The organism is uncultured Endozoicomonas sp. (assembly GCF_947495845.1).
Taxonomy (GTDB): domain Bacteria; phylum Pseudomonadota; class Gammaproteobacteria; order Pseudomonadales; family Endozoicomonadaceae; genus Endozoicomonas.
The window spans coordinates 1-26,560 of record NZ_CANMAO010000038.1; the positions used below are offsets into that span (position 1 = coordinate 1).

27 protein-coding genes and 2 tRNA genes are annotated in these 26,560 nt (G+C 47.9%); 11 read left to right on the forward strand and 18 right to left on the reverse strand.

From position 1 onward, the window contains the following. A tRNA-Glu gene (locus tag Q1B11_RS18135) sits at positions 1 to 73 on the reverse strand. A 50-nt stretch (positions 74 to 123) separates the two neighbouring features. Further along, positions 124 to 199, reverse strand: a tRNA-Ala gene (locus tag Q1B11_RS18140). 544 nt (positions 200 to 743) lie between these two features. Here Q1B11_RS18140 and Q1B11_RS18145 point away from each other — a divergent pair. After that, the gene (locus Q1B11_RS18145) at positions 744 to 1,574 is read left to right on the forward strand and encodes a DMT family transporter (protein WP_299735026.1); all 831 of its coding nucleotides are present in this window, start codon (positions 744 to 746) and stop codon (positions 1,572 to 1,574) included. A gap of 326 nt (positions 1,575 to 1,900) precedes the next feature. Here the strand turns inward: Q1B11_RS18145 and gltX are convergent, their stop codons facing one another. The 3 genes from gltX to Q1B11_RS18160 form a co-directional block, all read right to left on the reverse strand. Continuing rightward, positions 1,901 to 3,379: a glutamate--tRNA ligase gene (gene gltX / locus Q1B11_RS18150; protein ID WP_299735028.1), complete on the reverse strand. Its 1,479-nt coding sequence runs from the start codon at positions 3,377 to 3,379 to the stop codon at positions 1,901 to 1,903. 315 nt (positions 3,380 to 3,694) lie between these two features. Then, on the reverse strand, positions 3,695 to 4,966 hold the full coding sequence (locus Q1B11_RS18155) for a sodium:proton antiporter (protein WP_299735030.1): 1,272 nt from the start codon (positions 4,964 to 4,966) through the stop codon (positions 3,695 to 3,697). An 87-nt stretch (positions 4,967 to 5,053) separates the two neighbouring features. Beyond that, the gene (locus Q1B11_RS18160; protein WP_299735031.1) at positions 5,054 to 6,046 is read right to left on the reverse strand and encodes a TDT family transporter; all 993 of its coding nucleotides are present in this window, start codon (positions 6,044 to 6,046) and stop codon (positions 5,054 to 5,056) included. A 290-nt stretch (positions 6,047 to 6,336) separates the two neighbouring features. On the opposite strand from Q1B11_RS18160, the gene Q1B11_RS18165 reads away from it, so the two are divergent. Next, on the forward strand, positions 6,337 to 7,257 hold the full coding sequence (locus tag Q1B11_RS18165; RefSeq protein WP_299735032.1) for a LysR substrate-binding domain-containing protein: 921 nt from the start codon (positions 6,337 to 6,339) through the stop codon (positions 7,255 to 7,257). 333 nt (positions 7,258 to 7,590) lie between these two features. After that, complete coding sequence (locus Q1B11_RS18170) at positions 7,591 to 7,968, forward strand: RidA family protein (protein WP_299735034.1); 378 nt, start codon at positions 7,591 to 7,593, stop codon at positions 7,966 to 7,968. A 41-nt stretch (positions 7,969 to 8,009) separates the two neighbouring features. Here the strand turns inward: Q1B11_RS18170 and Q1B11_RS18175 are convergent, their stop codons facing one another. The 4 genes from Q1B11_RS18175 to petA form a co-directional block, all read right to left on the reverse strand. Then, positions 8,010 to 8,558: a DUF2058 domain-containing protein gene (locus Q1B11_RS18175; RefSeq protein WP_299735036.1), complete on the reverse strand. Its 549-nt coding sequence runs from the start codon at positions 8,556 to 8,558 to the stop codon at positions 8,010 to 8,012. Positions 8,559 to 8,717: 159 nt separating this feature from the next. Beyond that, positions 8,718 to 9,503, reverse strand: coding sequence for a cytochrome c1 (locus tag Q1B11_RS18180; protein ID WP_299735039.1), 786 nt, complete (start codon positions 9,501 to 9,503; stop codon positions 8,718 to 8,720). Next, positions 9,503 to 10,738, reverse strand: a complete 1,236-nt coding sequence (locus Q1B11_RS18185) for a cytochrome b N-terminal domain-containing protein (protein WP_299735041.1) — start codon at positions 10,736 to 10,738, stop codon at positions 9,503 to 9,505. The genes Q1B11_RS18180 and Q1B11_RS18185 overlap by 1 nt, the downstream gene beginning before the upstream one ends. Next, entirely contained in the window at positions 10,738 to 11,331 is a 594-nt protein-coding gene (gene petA, locus Q1B11_RS18190) for a ubiquinol-cytochrome c reductase iron-sulfur subunit (RefSeq protein WP_299735043.1), read from the reverse strand. The genes Q1B11_RS18185 and petA overlap by 1 nt, the downstream gene beginning before the upstream one ends. Before the next feature lie 467 nt (positions 11,332 to 11,798). Between petA and Q1B11_RS18195 the strand changes: the two genes are divergently transcribed. Next, the gene (locus tag Q1B11_RS18195) at positions 11,799 to 12,287 is read left to right on the forward strand and encodes a hypothetical protein (RefSeq protein ID WP_299735046.1); all 489 of its coding nucleotides are present in this window, start codon (positions 11,799 to 11,801) and stop codon (positions 12,285 to 12,287) included. Between the two features lie 102 nt (positions 12,288 to 12,389). Here Q1B11_RS18195 and rpsI read toward each other — a convergent pair whose 3' ends face one another. The 3 genes from rpsI to Q1B11_RS18210 form a co-directional block, all read right to left on the reverse strand. After that, positions 12,390 to 12,782 carry a 30S ribosomal protein S9 gene (rpsI, locus tag Q1B11_RS18200; RefSeq protein ID WP_299735048.1) on the reverse strand — a complete coding sequence of 131 codons (393 nt, stop codon included), beginning with the start codon at positions 12,780 to 12,782 and terminating at the stop codon, positions 12,390 to 12,392. A 12-nt stretch (positions 12,783 to 12,794) separates the two neighbouring features. Beyond that, positions 12,795 to 13,223: a 50S ribosomal protein L13 gene (gene rplM / locus Q1B11_RS18205; protein ID WP_299735050.1), complete on the reverse strand. Its 429-nt coding sequence runs from the start codon at positions 13,221 to 13,223 to the stop codon at positions 12,795 to 12,797. 191 nt (positions 13,224 to 13,414) lie between these two features. Continuing rightward, positions 13,415 to 14,335 carry a hypothetical protein gene (locus Q1B11_RS18210; RefSeq protein WP_299735052.1) on the reverse strand — a complete coding sequence of 307 codons (921 nt, stop codon included), beginning with the start codon at positions 14,333 to 14,335 and terminating at the stop codon, positions 13,415 to 13,417. A 326-nt stretch (positions 14,336 to 14,661) separates the two neighbouring features. Here Q1B11_RS18210 and rpe point away from each other — a divergent pair, with 326 nt between their 5' ends. Next, complete coding sequence (rpe, locus tag Q1B11_RS18215) at positions 14,662 to 15,339, forward strand: ribulose-phosphate 3-epimerase (protein ID WP_299735054.1); 678 nt, start codon at positions 14,662 to 14,664, stop codon at positions 15,337 to 15,339. A 5-nt stretch (positions 15,340 to 15,344) separates the two neighbouring features. After that, entirely contained in the window at positions 15,345 to 16,058 is a 714-nt protein-coding gene (locus Q1B11_RS18220; protein WP_299735057.1) for a phosphoglycolate phosphatase, read from the forward strand. Positions 16,059 to 16,141: 83 nt separating this feature from the next. On the opposite strand, the gene Q1B11_RS18225 is transcribed toward Q1B11_RS18220, so the two are convergent. Continuing rightward, positions 16,142 to 17,563, reverse strand: coding sequence for a basic amino acid/polyamine antiporter (locus Q1B11_RS18225; RefSeq protein WP_299735060.1), 1,422 nt, complete (start codon positions 17,561 to 17,563; stop codon positions 16,142 to 16,144). 67 nt (positions 17,564 to 17,630) lie between these two features. Then, on the reverse strand, positions 17,631 to 18,392 hold the full coding sequence (ddaH, locus tag Q1B11_RS18230) for a dimethylargininase (RefSeq protein WP_299735062.1): 762 nt from the start codon (positions 18,390 to 18,392) through the stop codon (positions 17,631 to 17,633). Positions 18,393 to 19,019: 627 nt separating this feature from the next. Between ddaH and trpE the strand changes: the two genes are divergently transcribed. Genes trpE through trpC form a run of 4 tightly spaced genes read left to right on the forward strand, consistent with a single transcriptional unit; the run spans position 19,020 to position 23,022 of the window. After that, positions 19,020 to 20,534, forward strand: a complete 1,515-nt coding sequence (gene trpE, locus Q1B11_RS18235) for an anthranilate synthase component I (protein ID WP_299735064.1) — start codon at positions 19,020 to 19,022, stop codon at positions 20,532 to 20,534. A gap of 2 nt (positions 20,535 to 20,536) precedes the next feature. Beyond that, positions 20,537 to 21,121, forward strand: a complete 585-nt coding sequence (locus Q1B11_RS18240; RefSeq protein ID WP_299735066.1) for an aminodeoxychorismate/anthranilate synthase component II — start codon at positions 20,537 to 20,539, stop codon at positions 21,119 to 21,121. 47 nt (positions 21,122 to 21,168) lie between these two features. Then, positions 21,169 to 22,212 (forward strand): anthranilate phosphoribosyltransferase, encoded by a 1,044-nt coding sequence (trpD, locus tag Q1B11_RS18245; protein WP_299735085.1) that lies wholly within the window; start codon positions 21,169 to 21,171, stop codon positions 22,210 to 22,212. A 3-nt stretch (positions 22,213 to 22,215) separates the two neighbouring features. Next, positions 22,216 to 23,022 carry an indole-3-glycerol phosphate synthase TrpC gene (trpC, locus tag Q1B11_RS18250; protein WP_299735068.1) on the forward strand — a complete coding sequence of 269 codons (807 nt, stop codon included), beginning with the start codon at positions 22,216 to 22,218 and terminating at the stop codon, positions 23,020 to 23,022. Between the two features lie 70 nt (positions 23,023 to 23,092). Here the strand turns inward: trpC and sodC are convergent, their stop codons facing one another. Both sodC and crp read right to left on the reverse strand, forming a co-directional pair. Then, the gene (sodC, locus tag Q1B11_RS18255) at positions 23,093 to 23,665 is read right to left on the reverse strand and encodes a superoxide dismutase [Cu-Zn] SodC (protein WP_299735069.1); all 573 of its coding nucleotides are present in this window, start codon (positions 23,663 to 23,665) and stop codon (positions 23,093 to 23,095) included. Between the two features lie 81 nt (positions 23,666 to 23,746). After that, the gene (crp, locus tag Q1B11_RS18260; RefSeq protein ID WP_366139489.1) at positions 23,747 to 24,394 is read right to left on the reverse strand and encodes a cAMP-activated global transcriptional regulator CRP; all 648 of its coding nucleotides are present in this window, start codon (positions 24,392 to 24,394) and stop codon (positions 23,747 to 23,749) included. A gap of 237 nt (positions 24,395 to 24,631) precedes the next feature. On the opposite strand from crp, the gene Q1B11_RS18265 reads away from it, so the two are divergent. Beyond that, positions 24,632 to 25,042 (forward strand): OsmC family protein, encoded by a 411-nt coding sequence (locus Q1B11_RS18265; RefSeq protein ID WP_299735073.1) that lies wholly within the window; start codon positions 24,632 to 24,634, stop codon positions 25,040 to 25,042. A gap of 31 nt (positions 25,043 to 25,073) precedes the next feature. On the opposite strand, the gene Q1B11_RS18270 is transcribed toward Q1B11_RS18265, so the two are convergent. Next, a complete protein-coding gene (locus Q1B11_RS18270) occupies positions 25,074 to 26,009 on the reverse strand; it encodes an MATE family efflux transporter (RefSeq protein WP_299735075.1) in 936 nt (311 codons plus the stop codon). Between the two features lie 29 nt (positions 26,010 to 26,038). After that, on the reverse strand, positions 26,039 to 26,425 hold the full coding sequence (locus Q1B11_RS18275) for an MATE family efflux transporter (protein WP_299735077.1): 387 nt from the start codon (positions 26,423 to 26,425) through the stop codon (positions 26,039 to 26,041). Positions 26,426 to 26,560 lie beyond the last annotated feature (135 nt).

The following is a 26,560-nucleotide window of genomic DNA, read 5'->3' on the forward strand; positions in this document are numbered from 1 at the left end:
CGTCCCCTAGGGGACTCGAACCCCTGTTACCGCCGTGAAAGGGCGGTGTCCTAGGCCACTAGACGAAGGGGACGCAAAACCTTCTTCTTCAAACACCGAGCCGGCATTTGAAGCTAGTAAATTTGGTGGAGCTAAGCGGGATCGAACCGCTGACCTCAACACTGCCAGTGTTGCGCTCTCCCAGCTGAGCTATAGCCCCAAAAGCTGCTTATCTCACTTCGGGTCGTGCTTTGCTGCCCCCGAAATGCAGGGCGAATAATATGGATGCCCCTCTATCCTGTCAAGCTTCACTTATAAAAAATATTCCTACAAATCCCGTAGTTATAAAGAAACGCACTCTCTCCACTGACATTCTCTCGCCCATATAAAAGGCAGCCCCTCCTCTAACAAGCACTCTTTCTGCATCCCAAAACCACAACGAAACGACATTTATCTTATTTTTGAGCAAGAATCGGGCGGTTTTGAAAGCCGACAACGTCATACTGAATCACAACACCGATAATTGTGAATACCGTCATGCATTTTTCAAACTTATTGCAGCTAATCTTACTGGCTGCCATCTGGGGCGGGTCATTCCTATTGATGCGCGTCAGCGCTGTTTCTCTTAAGTACCCGGCCATATGGAATCGAATATTTCTGGTTTGTTGATCAGGTTCTCTGCAAGGCGCAACGACGAGAGCATAGCGAGCTATGTGACCAGAGTTACAACGGAGTCAGAGGGACTGATCAATGAGTCAGAAAATATGATTTCATATGGTTGGGTACTTAGCCCCGCAGCGATGATCGAAAGCAGAGTGTTGCTGGCGGCGCTCTTTCTACTGCTTGTAGCCCAGCTACTTAAAAAGCAACTTCCCTTGCGACAGCATTGGAAACACTTTCTAATTCTCGGGCTATTTAATTCGGCTCTGCCATTTTTATTACTCGCCTGGTCAGCCAAAACGCTAACAGCCTCCATGCTATCAGTACTCAACGCTACCTCTCCGATCTGGGGCTTGTTGATTGGTCTTCTGTTCCGTCAGTCCACGATGACTGTTCGCTCAGCATTAGGTTTAGCCATTGGCATTACCGGTGTCACTGTCTTGGTGGGAATGGATAATGTACTCACACTGAAAGCCGCCCCTCTCGCCATTTTAACAGCGCTGGGTGCTGCAATGAGCTACGGCATTGCCAGCAATTATGCCCACAGTGCAAAAACGACAGTGTCATCCTTTGATAATGCACATGGCAGCATGTGGGCTGCCAGCTTGCTGATTTTACCCATCGTTCCTTTTTCTCCAGCAAATACCGGTGTTACCACCCAGATCGTTTCTGCAGTTATTCTGCTGGGTATACTGTGCACAGGTGTCGCTTATTTACTGTACTTCCGATTAATTGATGCTCTGGGTGCACCTTCCACTCTTACAGTGACATTTTTGGTTCCCGTCTTTGGCACTCTCTGGGGGCATTATCTGTTAGGTGAGTCCATTGGCTGGCACACCATTGCTGGCGGCATATCAGTACTCATTGGTACAGCACTGGTTACCGGGTTTTCCATCAAAACTCTCTTTGGGCAATCCCGAACAACCAAAAACTGATACGAATTCTGTTCAAGGCCACCACCAATACGCCACGAGACAAAAAGTAAAATGACAATAAAACATGGAATGCGTGTCAGATGACTAATACCAATTCTGTTTTTAAATTATGGGCTGCGCAGCTATTTTGACCGGCTGGATCTGCGTTGAAGTTCCTCGCCATAGCTAAGGCTATGACTCGTCTCTTCGCCTTTATGCCCTGTGGGTATTGCCCAGCCGCCCAAAATAACTTGCTCGCTCCAAAATTTAAAAACGCCATTGGTATAAATCACATGCACAAAAAAGCCGGTGATAACACCGGCTTCTGATTTTTAAAGCCAATGGCATTAGAGTGCAGCGAACTCTTTCTCCAAACGCTTCCCTTCTTTCTTGGAAACACCGCCCAGTACTTCCACTGCGTGTCGCAAACGAGCACGAGTCATATCCGGGCCGAGAATTTCCATGGATTCCATAACCGACCAAGAGTTTGGCGTTCCAGCAATGGCAACGAAGATTGGATGGTTAAAATCACCCAACTTAACGCCCATCGCCTGAGACAGGCCTTTAATTTCCGCAAAAATCTGACCACGCTCCCATTGACGAAGCTGCTCCAGTTTCCACAGAGTAAATTGCAGCACTTTCTTAACGTCGCCAGCTTCCATTTTTTTATGGGAAAAATCGTCTGCTGTCAGATTCAACATACCAGAGAACATGAATGATGCCATTGGCGCAAAATCGCTGAGGCGCTCAACACGCTCTTTCGCCATGGGCAAAAACTTCATCATGTACTCACTGTTCAACAGCCAGTGATGGAGACGATCCGCAAACTGTTCGGCGCTCAGGTTTTCACGAATCCAACTGGCATTTAGCCAGGACAGTTTTTCCTGATCGAAGATTGGGCCACCCAGCGACACACGCTTGATGTCAAAATCTGCCAGCATTTCTTCCAAACTGAACTTCTCTCTCTCGTCAGGCATGGACCAACCCATGCGACCAAGATAGTTTAATAATGCTTCAGGCAAATACCCCATATCACGGTAGTAAGTGATGCAGGTTGGGTTTTTGCGTTTGGAGAGTTTGCTCTTGTCCGGGTTTCTCAACAGTGGCATATGGCATAGCACTGGCATTTCCCAGCCAAAGTATTCATACAACAACTGATGTTTAGGCGCTGAGTTTATCCACTCCTCACCACGGATAACGTGGGTGATTTCCATCAAGTGATCGTCAACAACATTCGCCAGATGATAAGTTGGCATACCATCCGCTTTCACCAGAACTTGCATATCAACTTGAGACCAGTCGATTTCAATGGTGCCGCGAAGCAGGTCATCCACTTTGCAGATACCGCTTTCAGGAATCTTCATACGCACCACATGAGGCTCACCGGCATTAACGCGACGCTGCACCTCTTCTTCAGACAGGTGCAGGCAGTGACCGTCATAACCCGGTGTCTGCTTGCTTGCCATCTGCTCAGCACGTAATTCATCAAGACGCTCTGATGTGCAGAAGCAACGGAAAGCGTGACCTTTATTCAACAGGACATGAGCATGTTCTGCATAGACTTCTCCGCGCTCACTTTGGCGATAAGGGCCGTGTGGACCGCCGACATCAGGGCCTTCATCCCAATCCAGCCCCAACCAACGAAGGGAATCCAGAATCTGTTTTTCAGACTCTGGCGTACTGCGCGTCTGATCCGTATCTTCTATACGGAGAAGAAACTGACCACCCTGACTTTTGGCAAATGCGTAGTTAAACAAAGCAATGTAAGCAGTACCAACGTGAGGATCACCTGTTGGAGAGGGCGCAATACGAGTGCGAACAGTCATGAGTCATATCTCTTGATCGCCCCGATATTTATAACGTCATGCACAGGGCGGAAAATAAAAACGGACATTATAATCTATTACTGACGACACCCGAAGATCATATTTGACGATGGGAGTTAATCACGAAAACTGCGCCTTGGTACGCAGAATGAGTATCCTGATCACTTTAAAGAGGGTGTCTCAAAACTCGTAGGTCGGAAATTCTGCAAAAAATGGCGACATCTCGCAGGCCTGAAGGTGCTGATTGTCGGCAACCCTTTGGGTTACCGATGGCATTTGCTCTTCACGATCTTTTGCGACAACCTCTAAACCCCTTCAACCTTCTCTACTGATACCAAGCTTCGCCATTACCCAGCCAATGGTGGTTCCCTGAATCAGCAAGGAGAACAAAATCACACCCAGGGTCATTTCAATAATCATCTTTTTTTCAGGAATCGAGTCCGGAATAGACAGCATTAACGCCACAGGCACAACCCCTCTTAATCCTCCCCAAAACATAACCTTCATGGAACCGCTATCGATCTTTTCCTTGAGTGGTAATTGGTTACACAGCGGCAGCAGAAGATATACGACAGCCAAACGCGCAATCAGCACAGCAACAATTGCGATAAGCAATGTTGAGTAATAGCTGCTGATGTGTTCGATATTTCTCAATAAAAAGTCTTCACTAAGCCCTAGCAACAGGAAAATAAAACTATTGGCTGAAAACGCCATAAACTCCCAAAAAGGCATTAGGTGGCGAAGCGTCATAAAATCTGCCATTGCGCGCCGCCCGTAACTGCGAGTGATAATCCCCGCCGCGATGACTGACATGACGCCCGAAGTGCCAAACACATGATCGGCAATGATAAAACTGGAAAACGCCAGAATGGTCGTCAGAGCAAAATGCACAAAAGGCATGCCTCTGGAGAGCCTCAGGGGAATCAACATAAGACCACCCAAGATCGCACCTATGGCAATCCCACCAAAGAACACCCGTATGAACTCAATAATGGATGCGAAAACAGCATCGCCTGTCAGCCCTGTTCCCGCTTGAATAATGGACAGGACAATACCAAACATCACAATGGCGGTTGCATCATTGAATAAACTTTCGGCATCCATCAGTAAAGACAGCCTCTCCGGTGCATTTACCTCTTTAAACAAGGCAATCACCGCCACTGGGTCTGTAGCAGAAATCAGCGCACCAAAGAGCAGAGCCCCCGCCAGAGTGATGGGCGTAAACTCACCAACGATATACCCCACAATAACGGTAGAAAGCACCACCCCGGGAATAGCCAGTATCAAGACAGGTACCAACTCTTTAACCAGCGCCGGCAGCTTAATATTAATGGCGGCTTCGAAGACCAGAATAGGGAGTAGAACATACATGATCAGATCATGAGTCAGAGACAAGCCACGAATTGGCGCCAGTAGATCAAATGATTCTGCCGCAATACCCAGCCCCATACCGATAATTACCAATCCGATGGTGTATGGAAAGCGGAGCTTTTTCAGAAAAATGCCAGAAATTGCGGACAAAAAAAACAGTCCGCAGAAAATCAACATTGGTGTGGCAAGGCCTGTTGCAGGCTGCGTGAAAGACATTTCCTGTACCGTTCCTTATATGGCCTGGTAGAGCCTGCATCCACAGACCCCAGACCGGTACTACTGCTCTCAGCTCAAGCCAGAAATTCAGGCATGACGAGGTGAAAAGTAAAACCAGAGATAGCGCATGGCAACGTAGACAACAATCACCGTTGCAATTAACAACTCAAAACCGGCCAATTGATTAATAATATCACAAAGCTTTTGGTAGCCCTGTTTACCCAGTAGATCCGCAGACTTATAAAGCGCAGTGGAACCAATTACCATCGGGAATGTGAAAGAAGCATACCCCGGTGAGAAAGGAAGGCGCAATAAACGAATAAACGCAATATAAACAAGGCCAGTCATAAAAATAGCCAATGGCAGCAATATTGCAATTAACAGATAACTGGGACGGTCAGAAATAGTGAGATAACCCGCCAGAGAAAGACTGGCAGGGGCTGCCATAATGGCAAATGTCGGCAACGCCGCGTCCGGAATGGCTTCTTTGAAAATCAGGCGATAGAACATCACAGGCAATTTAATGAAATAACAGGTAAGACCAAAGGTAAACAATACAGAGACCAGAGTTTCATACCCCATACCCGTACTGCTGACTGCCGCAACGATAATACCCACTGGCGGAACAAACCAGCTGGGCACCATATGTTGCAACTGAAAGTCTTTCACTCGTTGCAGCACAAAACCAATGAACAACAGTATATGGGTAAACACAGCCACCAACCACAGTGCTTTGGCGAAAACCGGCATGTGCAACAACAGCGCCTGAGCAACCATCATTGTGGCCATGGCACAGGTCGGTAAAACACTACTCAACACTGGATGAGAGAGGTCATCACGAAAAAGATCGGGATTACTGACAAACTTCAGAACCACTGCCAGCACCATCAATCCGGCAATAATCGCTGAAGGCAACTTTAATAAATAACCAAATTCCGGAAGGACAAAAGCCCACAGCGCCCCAAGACTGGCAATGGCAAGAGCAAGACCACCCAGGGGCGTAGGTACTTTTCTAAGACGCGCACTAAAACTATCTTCAGGCATGATAAGACCATCTGCAGACTGATTAACAACAGACACTTGAGCACCTCCAAACAATAGTTGGAATAAGGTTATTACCCAAAAGTAAATAAGAATAATAAAATATATCTATAAATTGATTCAGGATTACTTATACTTACACAGCTGTCGCTCACCTCTGGACACGCTAAGTACCCGTCCATATGGAATCGAATATTTCTGGCTTGTTGATCAGGCTCTCTGCAAGGCGCAACGGCGGGAGCATAGCAAGCTATGTGACCAGAGTTGCAACGCAGTCAGAGGGGCTGATCAACAAGTCAGTAAATATGATTTCATATGGTTAGGTTCTTATGCACGTCACATTGAGACAACTTCAGGTATTTAGATCCATCGCTACTCTTGGGCAGGTACAGCTGGCTGCAAAACAACTCCACCTGTCACAGCCTGCTACCAGCATGGCGCTTTCTGAGCTGGAAAAGCATCTTGATTGCCTGTTATTTGACCGATCAGGCAACCGATTGCTAATCAACGTGCAAGGAAAAAAATTACTCCCCCTTGCCTGCGAATTACTGGATCGAACCAACGAAATCACTCACCTGTTCAGCGCCAAAAATAGCCTTTCCGGAAAGCTGACCATTGGTGCCAGCACCACCATAGGTAACTATTTATTGCCGCAGCAACTAATCCGCTTCAAAACAAACCACCCAGAGGTTGATGTTGAACTGGATATCCACAACACCACCACCATCATCGAACGCATTGCTTCAATGGAGCTCGATATCGGTTACGTTGAAGGCCCTTGCCAGCACCCGGGAATTGAAACCATTCCATGGAGAGAGGACCAGTTAACGCTGTTCTGCTCGTCAGAGCACCCGCTGGCCAACAAACCAACTGTTACCTTAAAAGATCTGGAGCAAGCACACTGGATTCTCCGGGAACAGGGTTCTGGCACCCGTTTTATATTCGACAAACATATTGGGCAGTATTTACGACAGCCGCTCATCAAAATGGAACTTAACCAAACGGAAGCTATAAAAAACATGGTCAGTGCAGGAGCTGGCATCAGCTGCCTGTCGGAGCTCAGCATTGCCAAAGAGTTGGATCAGGGTGAATTTGTGCCACTGTCCTTTCAATCCAAAACCATCAAAAGACAATTCTGGCTACTGTTGAATCGAAAAAAATATCGGGGAGATTTGGTGAATGCATTACTCAACGCCACCCAAGTGAGTAGCCTGCCACTCCGCTCAAAACTGGATAAGTCGTCCAACTAATCTATGAGAGGTTAACTGCTTAGAAACCGTCCCGAAATGAGATCCACATTTACTGAGGCATTGAAGCATTGGTGAGACCGCTATCCGTAGTCCGTGATCCGTGATCCGCAAAAGCGCGGATAGCTCTAGCTTTTTCGGACAACGTTAATTGAAATGTGGAAGTTATTTCAGGACAAACCCTTAAATGGCTATTCCGCCATTATCATTACTTAAATACTGACATATTAAGTATTTGTACCAAAATATAAACATTCACTGATCTCCATTCGAGACAAACTCACTTCGGGGCTCTAAAATCCCTGCCCCTTTCAATCAGCCAGATGGATTAACCTCATGGAAAAAGTAATCGAAACTCCCGATGCACCTCCAGCTATTGGCCCATACTCACAAGGCATGCGCTTTGGCAATCTGGTATGCACATCCGGCCAGCTGCCGATCAATCCTGAAACTGGTGAAGTTTCTGAAGACGTCAAAGAGCAGGCTCATCAATGCCTGAAGAACCTGAAAGCTGTACTGGAAGCAGCTGGCAGCAAAATGAACAAAGTAAAAAAAGTCACTGTATTCGTTCGGGACATGGAAGAGTTCAGTAACATTAACGAAGTCTACAAGCAGTATTTTAAAGTCCCTTTCCCTGCTCGCAGCCTGGTGGAAGTATCCCGCCTGCCAAAAGACGTGAAAGTTGAAATTGAAGCACTGGCGACGGTTGAGTAATACCATTAAACGGGGGTGCATCCCCCGTTACTCAAGCCCTGTCACCACATCAGATCATCGGGAATCTGATAATCGGCGTACCAATCTTCCTCATCTTCTGTCAGATCTGTGGACTTGTCATTCTGCATGACAATAGCTTCTGGCTTGCGTTCAGCCACCTTTGAAGCAACCGGCGCAGGAATCACCAAAAAATCTTCACCCACCACCGCAAGCGCTAACAAGCCACGCTCCAGCTTTATTTGCTGCTCGCTGGTGACATAGATCTTCTTAATCTTACCCTCATAGACAAATTTGTATTCTGACTCTCCAATGTCTCTGGACAGCGCGTTAGCTTCAATCAGTTGCTTAACCTGTGCCTCAACCGCTTTACGCTGGCGCTCATCTTCCAGCTTACGGTTCAGCTCTCGGTCTTTTTCAATTTTCGCCTGTTTTTCCTGCTCCAGCTCAATACGGCGTTTTTCCTGCTCAGTCATTTCACCGCTTTTCTTCGCCTGCTTCTTATTCTTTTTATTACTGGTTTTTGCCTGCAAAGCTTGCTGCTTGGTTGCCAGACCTGCTTTCATCAGCTGGTCTCGAAGTGATTTAGCCATGGTTTGCCATTAAAGTGTAAATGAGAAAGGAGGGAATATTAGCAATACCGAGCCATCACAGCCAGATGATGATAGCCATACCATTAAAAATAGAACATCAATCATAAAAAAGCCCGGTATAAAAAACCGGGCTTTTCTTGTTCAGAGTGCAGAAAAACGTCAGTGAACGTCTTTCCAGAACTCACGCTTGAGCAGGTAAGCAAATACCAGGAATACCGCAAGGAACAGGAACACATAAATGCCCAGACTCTTACGCTGTTGCTGCATTGGTTCTGCCGAGTAAGCCAGGAAGTTACTCAAGTCGTAGGCCATCTGATCGTATTCAGCAGGTGTCATGCTGCCTTTCCTTTCAGGGTCTACGGTTAAGCCACAAAGCTTCTCACCGGTAAGCGGGTCACGGGCATTAGGATCACTATCGCCACAGGTGTCGACCTGAATACCCTGCAGTTCCAATAGAACATGGGGCATACCCACATCCGGGAAGACTTTGTTGTTCACACCATAAGGGCGACTTGGGTCTTCGTAGAAAGTTCTGAGGTATGTGTAAATCCAGTCAGGACCGCCTTTTACCCTGGAAACCAGAGTCAGGTCCGGCGGCGTTGCACCAAACCAGGTTTTGGCTTCTTTCGGATCCATGCTGTTAAACATGAGATCACCGATTTTCGCACGCTTATCAAAGACCAGATTATCCATCATTAAATCGTGAGGAATGCCAAGATCATCCGCTACACGTTCATAACGCTGGTACTGTGTGGCGTGACAGCCAGCGCAGTAGTTCTGGTAATACTTGGCACCCCGTTGCAGAGATGCAGTGTCCGTTGGGTCGATATTCGCTGAATCAAGAGGGTATCCTCCACCGGCAGCCGCTGCCAGCGATGAAAACAGCACCGAGCCCAAGAACAGCAACGTAGACGCAACCTTATTGGTCAGTATTATTCTTTTCATTAGCCGGTCACCCTCTCCGGTACAGGTTTTGTTTTCTCCCACCGAGTGTAGAAAGGCATCAACAGGAAGAACGCAAAGTAAATCAGCGTACAAATCTGGGCAATCAGCGTGTAGAGCTCAGTGGCCGGCTGTGTACCCAACCAGGTCAACAACATGAAAACAAAGGCAAACACCACAAGACCCACTTTGCTGATCATGCCTTTGTAACGCCATGATCTAACCGGACTGCGGTCGAGCCATGGCAGCACAAACAGAATGGCAATCGCAGCACCCATGGTGATAACACCACCCAACTTGGCTTCAATAAACCCGATATCAAACGTGATGGCTCGCAGCATGGCGTAGAAGGCACCGAAATACCAAACAGGAGCAATATGCTCTGGTGTTTTCAGGCTGTTAGCCGGCTCAAAGTTGGCGTGTTCCAGGAAGTAGCCGCCCATTTCCGGGAAGTAGAAAATAATTCCGCAGAAAACGAACAGGAATACCACCACACCGACAATATCTTTAACGGTGTAATAAGGGTGGAATGCAATGCCATCCAGAGGAATGCCATCCGCGCCCTTGGTTTTTTTGATATCAATACCGTCAGGGTTATTAGAGCCCACTTCATGAAGTGCCAGAATGTGCAGCACAACCAGGCCGAGAATGACTAAAGGCAGTGCAATAACATGGAGGGCAAAGAAGCGATTCAAGGTAATACCAGAAATCAGGTAGTCACCACGAATAAATTGCTGCAGGTCAGCACCAATCACCGGAATCGCACCAAACAAGGAGATGATAACCTGTGCTCCCCAGTACGAAACTTGTCCCCATGGCAGCAGGTAACCCATAAACGCTTCGCCCATCAGCGCAAGGTAGATACCCATGCCGAAGATCCAGATCAATTCCCGTGGCGCCTGATAAGAACCATAAAGAAGACCACGGAACATGTGGCAATAAATCACCACAAAGAACATGGACGCGCCAGTGGAGTGCATGTAGCGAATCAGCCAGCCGTACTCCACATCACGCATGATGTATTCAACGGAAGCAAACGCAGCTTCTGCACTGGGCACATAACTCATGGTGAGCCAGATGCCGGTGAGAATCTGGTTCACCAGCACTAGCAGCGCGAGGGAACCAAAGAAATACCAGAAATTAAAATTTTTGGGTGCGTAATATTTGCTGAGATGCTTTTCCCACGCCTGCGTGACGGGGAGCCGGGCATCGACCCAATCCATAAGCTTATTGGCCATCACGCATTCTCCTCATCTTGACCGATAATCAAAATATCGTCGCCTTCAAAGGTATACGGCGGAACGACCAGATTGGTTGGGGCTGGTACGCCTTTATAAACGCGGCCCGCAAGGTCAAACCGGGAACCGTGGCAAGGGCAGAAATAACCGCCCACCCAATTCGAGTCAAACTCCATGGGCTTGACTTCCGGCATGTATTTTGGAGAACACCCAAGATGGGTACAAAGTCCTACAAGAACCAGAAACTCTTCAGTTCTTGAACGATAAAAATTGGTGGCATACTCCGGTTGCTCGGAGTTTTCTGAATTTGGATCTCGCAGGCGGTCGTCCTGAGTCGGAAGCTCATCAAGCATGGCCTCAGTGCGGCGCACTACGAATACCGGCTTGCCCCGCCATTCGTAAACCACCTGCTGACCCTGCTCCAGCTTGCTTATATTGACTTTAACAGGAGCACCCGCAGCTTTCGCTTTTGCACTCGGGTTCCACGACTTCAGAAAAGGCGTGGCGACTCCCACAGCCCCGGCAGCCCCCACCACCGAAGTCGCGGCCACGAGAAAGCGGCGCCGGCCTTTGTTTACGCCGTTGTCACTCATTAACCTACTCTCCCCATCCGGGCTCAATGCCCAATGACTTCTTGTTGTTCATGGGTATGATAGCCAGCATGAAACTCAAAGATTAAACCTCGAACCTCAAGCTTTATTATTGGTGGGATACCTTCTATCACAATCCGTTTGTCACACTTGTTGTCACAAGTCTGTACAAAATATACCAAGACAGGATAACAGATTTACCCGCAACAGACGCTCTTTGTAGTCGCTTATTTTCTGCTGCAGGGCATTCAGCAGCCTTGCTGCCAACGCTCCCCCAAACAATAAACTGCCGTCGCTTTTTACTTACCCACATAAGCGGCAGTGCGTAATGATACTGGTTTTGTCGCACAAAAAAAATGCCCGTATAGAAATCAGTTTTTTTATCCGAACGAAACTTATTTAAATAAAACAAGTCACAATACTTACAAGCTGATAATTCACGATTCACAGCATTGAAAGAAGCACCCTCTATGAAACTCGAAACTCCAGTAGACACTCCATCGCCCCATCAACACAACCAAACCACCAAACCCACAGACAGTCAAAACCGACTTTTTGCTACCACTGTAATTTCCCAAGGCATATTGAGCTCAACGGTAGGCTCTTTTGCTGGTTTTTCGGTAGCAGCCGCTGTATCTACCCCTCTAGCAATCGGTACCGGTTTCATGATCGCTGGCGGATGCATGCTTCTATTTTTCGCTGCTGACCTTCTATTAATGGATCGATGCTTTGATCAAAGATCCATTGAAATCGTCAAACCTGAAACGCCTTACCTCTCAACAAGCCACGATACAACGCCCTTAAACCAAGAGCCTCCACCTTATCCAGAAGACAACCCACCTTATCCAGAAGACAACCCACCTTATCCAGAAGACAACCCACCTTATCCAGAAGACAACCCACCTGACTACATTACCGCCTGTACAATGCCTCCCCCAGCCAGCCATCAGTCCCAATAATTACAAATCAGCAAAAAAAAACCCGCCCCTGTAAACAGGAGCGGGTTTTTCCCAGATACCAAACCCACCAGGCAAGCCTGGCCGGGTATTGGCAAACTGATATCAGCGCTTGGAGAACTGAGGACGCTTACGCGCTTTACGCAGACCCACTTTCTTACGCTCAACTTCACGAGCGTCACGGGTAACGTAACCAGCTTTACGCAGGTCAGCACGCAGAGTTTCGTCATACTGCATCAGTGCACGGGTAATACCGTGACGGATTGCACCAGCCTGACCAGAACCGCCGCCACCAGATACAGTGATCTTGATGTCGAACTTTTCAGCCAGCTCAGTCAGCTCAAGCGGCTGACGAACAACCATGCGAGCAGTTTCACGGCCGAAGTATTCATCCAGAGCACGGCCATTGACAGTAATACTGCCAGTACCAGTTCTCAGGAAAACACGCGCGGTAGAGGACTTACGACGTCCAGTTCCGTAGTATTGTGTTACAGACATAACCACCCCTGATTAGATTTCCAGTTGCTGAGGCTGCTGAGCAGCATGTTGGTGCTCACTGCCGGCATAAACCTTCAGCTTGCGAAACATGGCGCGACCCAGAGCATTCTTAGGCAGCATACCCTTTACAGCCAGTTCGATTACCATCTCAGGCTTGTGTCCGATCAGCTTATCAAAGCTCATGGACTTCAGGCCGCCGATGAAACCGGTGTGGCGGTGGTACATTTTGTCAGTGGACTTACGTCCAGTAACACGTACTTTCTCGGCGTTAACTACTACGATGTAGTCGCCAGTGTCCACGTGTGGTGTGAACTCAGGCTTATGTTTGCCGCGCAGACGCAGAGCGATTTCTGTTGCCAGTCGACCCAGTGTCTTGCCATCGGCATCCACTACGAACCAGTCACGTTTTACGGCTTCTGGCTTTGCACTAAAAGTTTTCATTTAATTCGCCTCTATGATATTGCTTACGCAATACCTGTTCCTACATGGCCGTTCCCGGCTGCATCAAGAGTCAGGCTATTAACCCCAGACCCAGCCAATAGTGGCCTGTTCAAAACATTGGGCGCTCAATCGGGAAACGGGAGCCGTATTATACCGTTTAGCCACAGGAAAGAAAGCCCTTGCTGAATCTACTAAAGCAATGGCTCTTTTTCTTCGGATTCACTCCTGAGAACCTTCAGAATATACCGCCCCTGATAACGTGGATTGAATTGCAACGACTCAGGTAAAATGCGTTGGGCCAGCCCCTGAAGCTCAGAGGACGCAGCCCCGGTTCTCAATTCAACCAGCATTAACAAAGCACTCATTACGCCACCCACCAGACTTCGATTCCAGATACTCACACCCACACCACTGAATATCGTCGCATAGGCCGCCACGGCAGAGGCGCGATTAATAAGCCACTCCCGCTGATCACTGTGATACCCCGTAACCATACGCACCGGTGGAATGGTTTTATCACTGGTTGGAAAACTGAACGCTACGCCTTCCGACAAACTGTTTATGCTGAACGGCCCACCAAGATCGAGAAAAAGCTCGTTATCTTTTGGGAAACTGTAATAGCGGTAACCAAAGCTCCCCCCACGCCCTGCAATAGACATTTTCAAGGTATGCTGCCCTGCCCACTCAAGACTTTTAATGTAAACATCTCTGGATGGGGACAGTAATAAATCAAGTGACGATTGATGCGTCGCAAGCACCGAAAACAATAACAAGGGATTCCTGTCAAGCACGCTGGGTAACAAGAGCGGATCCATCCTTTTTACCACTGTCATACGAGCATTATCGGTAGCGTAATGAATGCGGTACCCAACAACTTCTGCAGCAACATCGGTTAATATTGGTGTAAATCGGACCCTCAAGACCTGCCCTGTTCTTTTCAGGTGAGACAAGTAATTAATGTATCCGAGAAGCGGTTCATCCAGCGGGTCAAACTCTTCCACGTAAATACTTCTGGCGTTTACCGCTATTTTTAGCTCACAGTTTTCCGAGTCACCGGCCACACAGCCATCCGTATACTGCAGTAAACCTTTGTCACCATACACATCCATCAATTCAAAACTCCCTGAATAGTGGACTCTATCGATTTCCTCGATGAGGTGAGCCTGAATCCTGACGCTCCAATTCAACAGCAAGAAGATACAAACTATCCATATACCAACAAGGTGTTTTCGCTCCCTAAAAGAAGTACTGACTAAAGATTCTGTATTTATCATTTTTTCTCTACATACTCTAACGATACGATCATGTGACGACGCCACGGAGTATAGCCACCGCTATCAAACCTGCAGATGACAAGGTAAATCCTGCCACCAATGCCTGACAGCTCAGGAACAAACCGCTACAATCGCCAGAAACATCTGACCACCATCGGAATCCTATGCGCGACTATATTATTGCCCCGAGTATCCTTTCCGCTGACTTTGCCCGACTGGGAGAAGAAGTGGACAATGTCCTGTCTGCCGGAGCTGACTGGGTACATTTTGATGTTATGGATAACCACTACGTTCCCAACCTGACTCTGGGGCCAATGGTCTGCAAAGCGTTGAGAAACCACGGAGTGACCGCACCCATTGATGTGCACCTGATGGTTAGCCCCGTGGATCGCATGATCGCCGACTTTATTGAAGCCGGCGCCACCACAATTACCTTCCACCCAGAAGCCTCTGACCACATCGACCGCAGCTTACAACTCATCCGGGAAGGTGGCTGTAAAGCAGGATTGGTGCTTAACCCGGCCACATCGCCAGATATCCTCGAATACGTCATCGACAAGCTGGATATGATTCTACTGATGTCCGTAAACCCGGGCTTCGGCGGTCAGAAGTTCATCCCGTCCACACTGAAGAAGCTGGTTCGCGTTCGTAAGATGATTGACGACAGTGGGTTGGATATCCGTCTGCAAGTGGATGGCGGCGTGACCACCAACAACATCCGACAAATTGCGGAAGCGGGTGCCGATACATTTGTTGCCGGCTCCGCCATCTTTGGCGCTGAGACGTATCAGGGTGCTATCGAAAAAATGCGCACTGAACTCTCCCAGGTTGGATCCATCTAACGTTTATGAGCATACCATTTATAACCACACCATCTGATACAAAACACCCAGTTCTACAGGGTGTTTCTCTCGTTATGTACGATCTGGATGGCACACTGGTTGAGAGCGTGCCTGACCTGGCCGTTGCCCTGGACAAAATGTTGCTCGCCCTTGACCTGCCACCAGCCGGCGAATCCAAAACCCGACTGTGGGTTGGCAACGGTATTCCATCGCTGGTAAAGCGTGCAATCGCTGACGATGCCCACGGGGATCAACCCGGGCGAGTTAACGACACTCTTTTTGAAAAAGGTTTTGATCTCTTCCGTCAGTACTACAACGAGGAACTTGGCCTGCACAGCTACCTTTTCCCGGGTATCGTCCCTTTTCTGGAAGCGATGCACCAACGTGGCATCCCACAGGCAGTGATCACCAACAAAAGCGAACAGTTTTCTCATCGATTACTGCAAATCATGGGTATTGATCACTTTTTTGAAGCTGTGATCGGTGGGGATAGCCTGCCAGAGAAAAAACCTCATCCCATGCCTTTATTGCATGTCATGAAGCAATTTGATGTGCCTGCAAATCAGGCACTGATGATTGGCGACTCTATTAGTGATGTGAGGGCCGCGAGAGCTGCCGGCGTTAAAGTCATTGGCCTGCCCTATGGGTACAATCATGGGGAGCCTATTGAAATCGCCAACCCAGATTTAGTCGTTATGTCATTAGACCAACTTCTATAACTTCACTGCCCAGAGAAACGCTTTCCGTTTACTGTTATCCGTAAAAGCGGCAAGGCTTTACAGGTAACGGTAAACGGTGCTGGCTAAATGACAAACCTTCCTGAGAACAAGGTATAAAGAGCCGTCATACCCAGCAAGACTACGCAGGTAATAACCACCACATGTTCAAACGATACGAAAAGCCTTTCTCCCCGCTCATAACGGGCCGTCAAGTAAAAGGGGATCCCCAGCATATAGAGAATCATCGATAACAGCAGGAAACTCATACCCCCTGCATAAATCAGCCAGAACCCATAGGCTGTGCCTAATGAGGTTATTAAAATTAATGTTCTACATCGAGCTTCTGCCTTGAGCGCCAGCTTCAGTCCGAAAGCTGCACAGAGCAGATAGGGGATTAAAGCCATAGAAGAAGCCAGTTGAATCAGGATGTTATAACCCGTTCCGTTAAAATGATTGACGATCAGAAAAAGAGAGATCAATGCGTTGGTTAACCACATGGCATTGGCAGGCGCACCATGAGCATTCAGTTGCCCAAAAACCGTGGGAGCCGTGTTTTTGGCTCCCCTCGCTGCAAGGTACAGCATTTCAGCAGAGATCATGATCCAGGCCAACAGGGCACCACCGACCGATATAATCAGCCCCGTATTAATAAGAATCTCCCCCCAGGAACCCACCGCACGTTTCATAACGGCGGCCATGGATGGATTGCGCATCGCCGACAGCTCTTCCTGTGGAACCACACCGAGTGAGAGAACTGAAACACAAACCAACAGGGCTATGGTGATAAAGAAACCTAACATTGTCGCCTGACTAACGACCTGCATGTTTTTAGCCCGGCTTGCATAGACGCCCGCACATTCAACACCAAGGAAAACCCACACGGTATAGAGCATGGTGTTTTTAACTTGTTCAGTCAAAGAACCCAAGGCATTGCCCCCCCAGAAATCGACCTGAAAGGTTTCCAGCCGGAAGGCCAGTGCAACACATAGGATAAACAGGCAGATAGGTACCATTTTGGCAAAAGTAACCACCACATTCAGAAATGCTGCCGAGCGGACCCCCTTGAGAACGAAACAGTGAAACGTCCAGAGAACTACCAGACCTGACACAAGAGCGGCCGCTGTATTGCCTTCACCAAAGAAATCCAGCGTTGAAAAAGAGCCCAGCGCACTGAATAACAGGACGAGGTAGCCCACATTGCCAACCCAGACGGATATCCAGTATCCCCAGGCTGCATTAAAACCCAGGTAGTCCCCAAAACCGGCCCGGGCATAACCGTAGGCACCGTCATCAATGTCAGGTCGATTGATCGCTAACCATTGAAAGATGCGAGTTAAAGTCAGCATACCCATGAAGGTAATTATCCAGGCAATAATAATCGGGCCCGGACCAGCTACTTCGCTCATATTCTGTGGCAGGCTGAAAATGCCGCTGCCAACAATAGCACCAACAACCAGGGCCGTCATGGAAACGATACCCAGTTTTTTCTTACTTGTTTCCGTCATGATTGACTCCGGACCGAACTTCATCTTCTGGAGTTTTATACAGAGAGGGCCCAAAGCCTGCGACGACTTAGAAGCGAAGAGACATGCAGCTAACACCGCCATCGACTTTCAGATATTCGGAGGTATCTACTTCGATAACGTCGTAACCCAGCCCGGCAATTTTGTCCCGGGTTGAAGGGTAACCGGCTGGCAAGATGACTTTGCCGTTTACCCAAATGCAGTTAGCGGCATAAGATTCGTCAACAGGCACTTCAATAATATTGTACTGTTGAAACTCCGGTTTGGTGACAAATTCTCCGGCGGCCAACAGATTGCCATTTTCCAGATAGGCCAAGCCTGTCTTCAGGTGCAGAACAGTCTCCAGCACAACAATTGAACCAGTCATACCATATTTATCAAGAATAGCGATTAACTGGCGCGCACCCTCTTCGTTGGTTCTGGCAGACTTTCCGATGTAGTAATGACTTCCAACCATCATGACATCACCGGCATCCAGCGTGCCGGGCTCGACTATGCGTTCAACCCTGTTATAAAACCGCTGCAGAACAGGAGCAATGAGTTCTGCTTCATTACGACGACTTTCCGCACCGGGGCGGGTGATAACTGCACAGTGAGGAGTGCATAGAGCGGGGTCTTCAACAAACACAGAGTCTGGATAATCATTGGCAGGCGGAAGAATAGTAATATCAACACCACAGGTCTGCAGAGCTCGAATATAGTCGTTATGTTGATCCATGGCCTTGTCATAGTCGGGTTTACCCAGACCTGCTTCGCTGAGTCCTTCGATCATTGCCGGGCAAGGTGTTCTAGTAATGATATGCTTGAACATAAAGACTACCTTTTAAGGTCTATTGACATTTTGTTGCGTGTTCAATTACTTCAGCCAAGAATAAACATAGTCCATTTCCTGGCTGGGTAGATTGATTCTGGCCATTGAGCTGTGAGGTGAATCCTGGCGTTCGGGCCAACCACCCACGGTCATACGATTAACCATTTATGGAATATGGAAAAACTGAGAGCTTTTATCCTGTTTTCGTCGAAATTTCTGTTCAAATTGGTAAGCGTCGTTGTGCCAGCGTTAGTTAATAGAGCAGAGGTTGGCTGAGTCGCTATAAGGAACATTAAACAGCTCCAATACCAGCACTATTTGCATTAATTTTGGTTGTCTTATAGTCTTCGTGTAGAAATAATACAACAACGTGATCAGCGTTTCTTAAGGCTGACATGCGGAGTTTGCAGTGACATACTGTTATTACCATTACTCTTATCTACCATATTTTCTGGTCAGCATCGGCCTTGGCCGCGGCTCTATGTCACATTCTGTTTCTTCCCTTCCTACTTTCTGGCGCTGGCAAAGCTGGCCTTGAGCCTTCATCTATACTCTACCCAACTTTAACTGCAACACGGTCGTTGCGATCCCAAACAATTCAAACTAAACATTTTTATGAGACCTGTTATGACACCTGAAGTCTTTGCACGTCTGGCCAGTGAAGGGTACAACCGAATCCCTGTTGTGCGGGAGATTCTGGCGGACCTGGACACTCCGTTAACCACGTACCTCAAACTGGCCAATGGTCGTTACTCTTATCTCTTGGAGTCTGTGGAAGGCGGTGAAAAATGGGGCCGCTACTCCATGATCGGGTTACCTTGCAGAACATTGATGAGAGTCAGTGGCAATAAAATACAGGTGGAGAAAGACCGCCAAATCATCGAAGAACATACCACCTCCGACCCATTCGAATTCATCCGGGCTTTTCAGGATCGATACAAAGTGCCAGAGCTGCCGGAGCTTCCACGTTTTACCGGCGGACTGGTCGGTTATTTTGGCTACGACACCGTTCGCTACATCGAACCAAAGCTGGCCAAATCTGCTCCCAAAGATGAGCTGAATACACCTGACATTCTGTTAATGGTGTCTGACGAACTTGTGGTGTTTGACAACCTCAGCGGCAAACTCATTCTGATCACCCATGCCGATCCCAGCGAAGCCGCTGCACTGGAAACCGCACAATCCAGATTGGACTATCTGGTTCGACAGCTGCAAACCAGCCATGTTCAACCACCAGCACAACACTCTTTGCACCCAGCGAAAGAAGAAGATTTCCAATCCGGCTTTGGTGAAGCAGCATTTAAACAATCTGTCAGTGATATTCGGGATTACATTCTCGCCGGTGACACCATGCAGGTGGTGATTTCCCAGCGCATGACCATTCCATATGACAGCTCTCCTTTGAACCTCTACCGAGCCCTGAGAAGTACCAACCCATCGCCTTATATGTATTATATGGATCTGGGCGACTTCCACGTTGTCGGTTCATCCCCTGAAATTCTTGCCCGACTGGAAGATGGCGAAGTGACCGTGCGCCCCATTGCCGGCACTCGCAAACGCGGCGATACCGCAGCTAAAGATAAAGCCATGGAAGAAGAGCTGCTCAATGATCCAAAGGAGCTGGCGGAACATTTGATGCTGATCGACCTGGGAAGAAACGACGTTGGTCGTGTTGCAAAAACCGGCACCGTCGAACTCACCGACAAAATGATTATCGAGCGTTACTCCCATGTTATGCATATCGTATCCAATGTGACCGGCCAGCTCAAAGAAGGCCAGGACGCACTGGATGTCATGGCCGCCACCCTCCCCGCCGGTACATTAAGTGGCGCACCCAAAGTGCGAGCCATGGAAATCATTGATGAAATGGAACCAGTAAAACGCGGTGTTTATGGTGGCGCTGTGGGTTATCTGGCATGGAATGGCAATATGGATACGGCCATCGCTATTCGAACCGCGGTCATTAAGGACCGTAAACTGCACATTCAGGCTGGCGCCGGTATCGTTGCAGACTCCAGCCCGGATATGGAATGGAAAGAAACCATGAACAAAGGCCGTGCGGTCTTCAGAGCTGTCGCCATGGCGCAAACCGGTCTTAATCTTTCAGCCAGTACAGAACAAAAAACAGTGAAGGTGAAATAATAATGTTGTTAATGATTGATAACTACGACTCCTTCACGTTTAACCTGGTTCAGTATTTTGGTGAACTGGGCGCCAATGTGGACGTTCATCGCAATGATCACATCTCCATTGCGGATATCGAAAAACTGAGCCCGGAACATATCGTGATTTCTCCCGGCCCCTGTACACCCAATGAAGCCGGTATTTCCATGGATGTTATACGTCATTTCCAAGGTAAAGTGCCGATCCTTGGGGTTTGCCTTGGTCATCAAAGTATCGGACAGGTTTACGGTGGCAATATCATCCGGGCCAGACAAGTCATGCACGGCAAAGTGTCTCCGGTGTATCACCAGGATATCGGTGTCTTTCGTGGGCTGGCCAATCCGGTCACCACCACCCGGTACCACTCACTGGTGATTGATAAAGAAACGTTACCCGATTGCCTGGAAGTCACTGCCTGGACTCGCCTCGAAGACGGCAGCAATGATGAAATCATGGGAGTTCGCCACAAAGAACTCCCAGTGGAAGGCGTGCAATTCCATCCAGAGTCGATTATGACGGAACAGGGCCACGACCTACTGGCCAATTTTCTTAAAACAAAAGCCTAAAAAACGCTGTTTAAAAAGACTGCGCAAAAAGAGTTTGATTTATGACCATTACAATAAATGAAGCCATCAACCGCATCGTTCAAAACCTTGACCTTACCCGTCAGGAAATGATCGAAGTGATGCAACATATTATGACCGGCCAATGTACGGACAGTCAGATTGCTGCATTTCTTGTAGGCATGCGCATGAAGAGCGAAACCGTTGAAGAGATTACTGGTGCAGCCACGGTTATGCGCGAACTGGCAACGCCAGTTCAGGTGAATGCCAATCATCTTGTGGATATTGTTGGCACTGGCGGTGATGATGCCAATCTGTTTAATGTTTCATCTGCGTCGTCTTTTGTCTGCGCAGCCGCCGGTGCCAGTGTGGCGAAACACGGCAATCGCAGTGTTTCCAGCTCAAGCGGCAGTGCCGACCTTCTTGAACAAGCAGGCATCAATCTGAGTGTCACACCTGAGCAAGTCGCTCGATGCGTTGAAGAAGTGGGAGTCGGCTTTATGTTTGCGCCTGCCCACCATTCAGCCATGAAAAATGTGATTGGTGTACGACGTGAGCTCGGTATACGAACAGTGTTTAATATTCTCGGCCCGCTTTCCAACCCTGCCCACGTTAAAAACTTGCTGATTGGTGTATTTAATAAAGCACTTTGTCGTCCAATGGCTGAAGTATTACGGGAGTTGGGCAATGAGCACGTATTGGTCGTGCATTCCAACGATGGTCTGGATGAAATCAGCATTGCCAGCGAAACCCATGTCGTTGAACTCAAGCACGGTGAAATCACCGAATACACCATTAAGCCTGAAGACTTTGGCATTCCATCACAAAGCCTGATTGGCTTAGCCGTTGACAGTAGCTCCGCCTCTCTGGCACTTATTCAAGACGCTCTTGGAAAACAGCAGGGACAGCATGCAGAAAAAGCCGCGGCCATTATCGCACTGAACTCTGGTGCCGCCCTTTATGTTTCTGGTGTTGCCAGCAGCTTAAAAGAAGGCGTATTGATGGCTCAGGATGCCATCGACAGTGGTCTTGCTCTGGAAAAAATGAAAGAGCTGGCCAGTTTCACCCGCGTCTTTGCGCTGGAAGAGGAGTAAATCATGGCACTGCCGACGATTCTCAACAAGATCATCGAGAGAAAGCATGAAGAAGTGGCCGATCGCTCCTTCACTACCTCTCTGGAAAGCATGAAAGCGCGTGCTACTAATGCGCCTGATGCGCCTCGGGGTTTTGCCCGCCAACTGTTCAAACGAGCAGACAATCAGCAGGCTGCCATTATTGCTGAAATCAAAAAGGCATCACCCAGCAAAGGCGTTATTCGGGAACATTTTGCCCCCGCTGAGATTGCCAAAAGCTACGAAGCAGCAGGTGCCAGTTGTCTTTCCGTGCTCACCGATAAAGACTTTTTCCAGGGTAGCGAAGATTATCTTCAAGCCGCCAGAAGTGCGTGCTCACTGCCGGTACTGAGAAAAGATTTTATGGTAGATCCCTATCAAATCTATGAGGCCAGAGCCATTGGTGCGGACTGCATTCTTTTGATTGTCTCGGCACTGTCTGATCAGCAACTCAGTGAGTTTAATGCACTGGCGCAATCCCTTGGCATGGATGTGCTGGTTGAGGTTCATGGTGCTGATGAGCTTGAACGAGCCCTAACACTGCCTGACGCCATTCTTGGTATTAACAACCGCAACCTGCACACATTTGAAGTCAGTCTGGATAACACTTTGGCACTGCTCAATCAGATTCCTGATGGTCGATTGGTGGTCACCGAAAGCGGCATTCATTCCCGTGAAGATGTGGATTTGATGATTAACCGGAATGTCCGTAGCTTCCTGGTAGGTGAAGCCTTTATGCGAAAGGATGATCCAGGCTCAGAGCTAAAAACACTGTTTGCTCCTTACCTGTAAAAATTGAAACCTATTCGGATTGTCGGTAACTCGAAGGATTACCGACAATAACAAACCATCAAATAGCGAATTACTGAATAATTCCACAGGCTATTCTAGCCCCACCACCACCCAAAGGCGGGTTATCAGAATAATTATCCGAACCTGCATGTATGATCAGGGACCTCAATTTTAATTCTTTCAGAGATAAACGAGGAACAACCATCAGCGTATCCGCCACACCGTATTTATTTACGAGCAGCTTTGGTAAATCCCCAAGGTGACCATGACCATCAGGCCCTTCATGATGGCCGGAATGCTCAGGATCATAATGACTACCGGCAGCTAACGCTGCAACCATCACCCCGTCTTTCTCACCGGGCTCACAAGAAGGGTTTTCATGAACATGAAAACCATGCTCTCCCGGCGTTAAATCATGCAATGCCGGTTGGATTCGTACGCCATTGCCCGGGTCATCATTATCGGCATGGTGAATATACACTTTGCCAACGGTGGCGCCATTTCCCTCTGGTGTCACGTGATACATGATCACATCAAAACTTTCTTCAACCGCCCGGTTTCGCTCTACATGATCTGTACAACCATACAGGAAAAATGAAAAACCACTTAACAGTACCAATTTCTTTGACCAGCGATGTCCCATAGTGAGTAAGCTCCTCTATTCATACTTATCATCAGATCAGTATAGATTGAAGCTCAGCTACACAAGGGGAAACCGTCAAAACTACCGGGTGCCAAACACCACCATGGTTTTCCCTTTAACCGACACCAGTCCCTGAGCCTCCAGACTCTTCAGTACCCGTCCCACCATTTCCCGCGAACAACCAACGATGCGTCCGATTTCCTGACGGGTGATTTTAATCTGCATACCATCAGGGTGCGTCATTGCATCCGGCTGTTTGCACAGATCGAGCAACGTCCGGGCAACCCGCCCTGTTACATCCAGAAAAGCCAGATCGCCCATTTTACGAGTCGTGTCTTTCAACCGTGCCGCCAGCTGACTGGATAACAACATCAGAATTTCAGGATCTTTCTCAATCACCGTTCTGAACTGTTGATAACTGATCTCAGCAACTTCACAGGCAGTTTTGGCTTTAACCCAAGCGCTTCTGGCAGAAGCCGCCTCATCAAAAAGCCCCATTTCACCAAAAAAGTCTCCCTGGTTTAGATAAGCGACGATCATCTCACGACCCTCGTCGTCTTCAATAACCACCGATACGGTGCCTTTTACAATGTAATAAAGTGTCTCAGAGCTATCACCAGCACAGAGAATAGTGCTTTTGATTGGATAAGTGCGTAGAGTACATTCTTCAAGAAAAGCGGAAAGGCTTTGCTCTTTATCGGTGTTAACTTTGACAGAAAAACTATTCATCAACATCTGTAACCTTCTATTCCTTAGTTAACTATTTTGTTTTTCTTTGTATCATACCTGAATACCAACCTGCATTGACCTGTGTCCAAACAGGCAAAAAAGCCACTTGGTTCACATATCCAACAACCAATTTTATCGTCAAACTCATAAAAAAACTCGCTGGCTGTTTGTGGTGCAAATTACGGTGCAAATACTTAGAATATTTCACAATCTCAATAATCAACATCAGGATTTGCCATGCAGTCTCAAGTCAAATGGGTAGATAATCAACGTTTTATTGGAAAAACCGCCAGTGGTCACTCATTAGTTATGGATGCGAGCCGCGAACAAAAAACAGCGCCGACTCCCATGGAAGTGGTATTAATGGGGCTTGGCGGATGCTCTTCTGTTGATGTGGTGGGCATTTTGGAAAAAGCACGACAGAAAGTCGTGAGCTGTCATGTAGAAATAGAAGCGGATCGTGCGAATGAAGTGCCTGCCGTCTTCACTCGAATTCATCTGAACTTTGTCGTTAAAGGTTCCGCCATAAAAGAATCTCACGTTGAACGTGCGGTTCACCTGTCCGCAGAAAAATACTGTTCTGTCGCACTGATGCTCGGTAAAGGTGGTGTTGAGATTACTCATAGCTGGGAAGTGATCGAAGTATAAAAGCTGTCGGCATAGCAGCGCTCAATCGCTCCTATGCCGCCTCCATGAACCTTGGGTATGTTTTATTCAGGAACTGAATGATACCAAGCAGACTAACACCAAGGGTAACCACTTCTGCCAGAAAGATACTTCCCCACACACCATTTGCCGGGAATAACATTGGCAAAATCAGCAAACCAATTAAGACGAACACCAGCCCTCTTGAGAGAGAAATCACTGTAGCAATAGCAGGAGATTCCACGGACTGGAAGAAGGTCGCCACCACAATGTTCACCCCCATAAACACGGAACCCGCCAGATAAATTTTCAGGGCAATAGATGCCAGTTCTACCAGTTGCGGATTATTGTCCGTAAACATAGAGACAATGTACTCAGCACCTGCCAGAGAGATTGCGATCGCAACAACACCCACCACAACGGCATACCGTAACCCGAGGTAGAGCGTCTCACGCACTTTCTCGATTTTACCGCCACCAAAGTTATAACTGATGATCGGCTGACAGGCCTGACCAGTGCCGGAGAACACCAACATAACGACCAGCCCGACATTCATGATGATGCTGTAAGCAGTCACATGCAGAGCACTAAACCGGGTCAGCAGGATATAATTGAAAAAGACAGCGGTAACGGCAGCCGTTGATTCAATAAAAAAGTTGGGTGAACCGATCCTGATAATCTCCATACCGGTTTTAACCGAATAACCACCGGAGAATGTTAAGCGCAGCTTGCCTTTCCCTTGAATAAAGTGAGTCAGCAATAAGACAAAAATCAGCAACTGTGACAGGCCGGTAGCGAGTGCCGCCCCTTTAATCCCCCATCCCAGTGGAAAGATAAAGATATAATCCAAGATGATGTTCAGCATGAAGCCCGACATGATGGCTTTCATCGCCAAGCCCGGATTGGTATCGTTTCTTACAAATCCGGCAAGAATAAACTGGCCGCCCTGAAACAGAAAGAACACCAACATGACACTCAGGTAATCAATGGAAGCCTGGGCTAAATCGCCTCCGCGCCCATCAGTGCGACAATTTCATCCAGCCAGTAAAAGCTCATGGCGATCAACACACTGGCTAACCCCAGGAAAAACAGAACCGACTGCTCAAAGACTCGCTGCCCTTCTTCAATATTCCCTTTACCAAATTGCACCGACATAATGGTCGCACCGCCAAGACCAATCATCAGCGCCAGAGCGGCAGATACCACAAAGAAAGGTACCGTTAGCGAAATAGCGCCTAAACCAGCAACACCCACGCCCTGCCCGACAAACATCAAATCGACAATAATAAACAGAGCCTTGATGGTCATGGCAAAAACAGAAGGTATTAGATACTGGAAGAATGTGCTCCGGATAGGAGCATTATCAAGATCGATTTTGGAGCTCATGATAACCACCTGACTTAAATAGAAATAATTATCATTTATTCTCTATTTTCAGGGGGATAATGAAATAGGATAATTTACACGACGTATTGTACTTTTTGTTTTAGGCTATCGATGTAAACGTTCAATGTCGTTTTA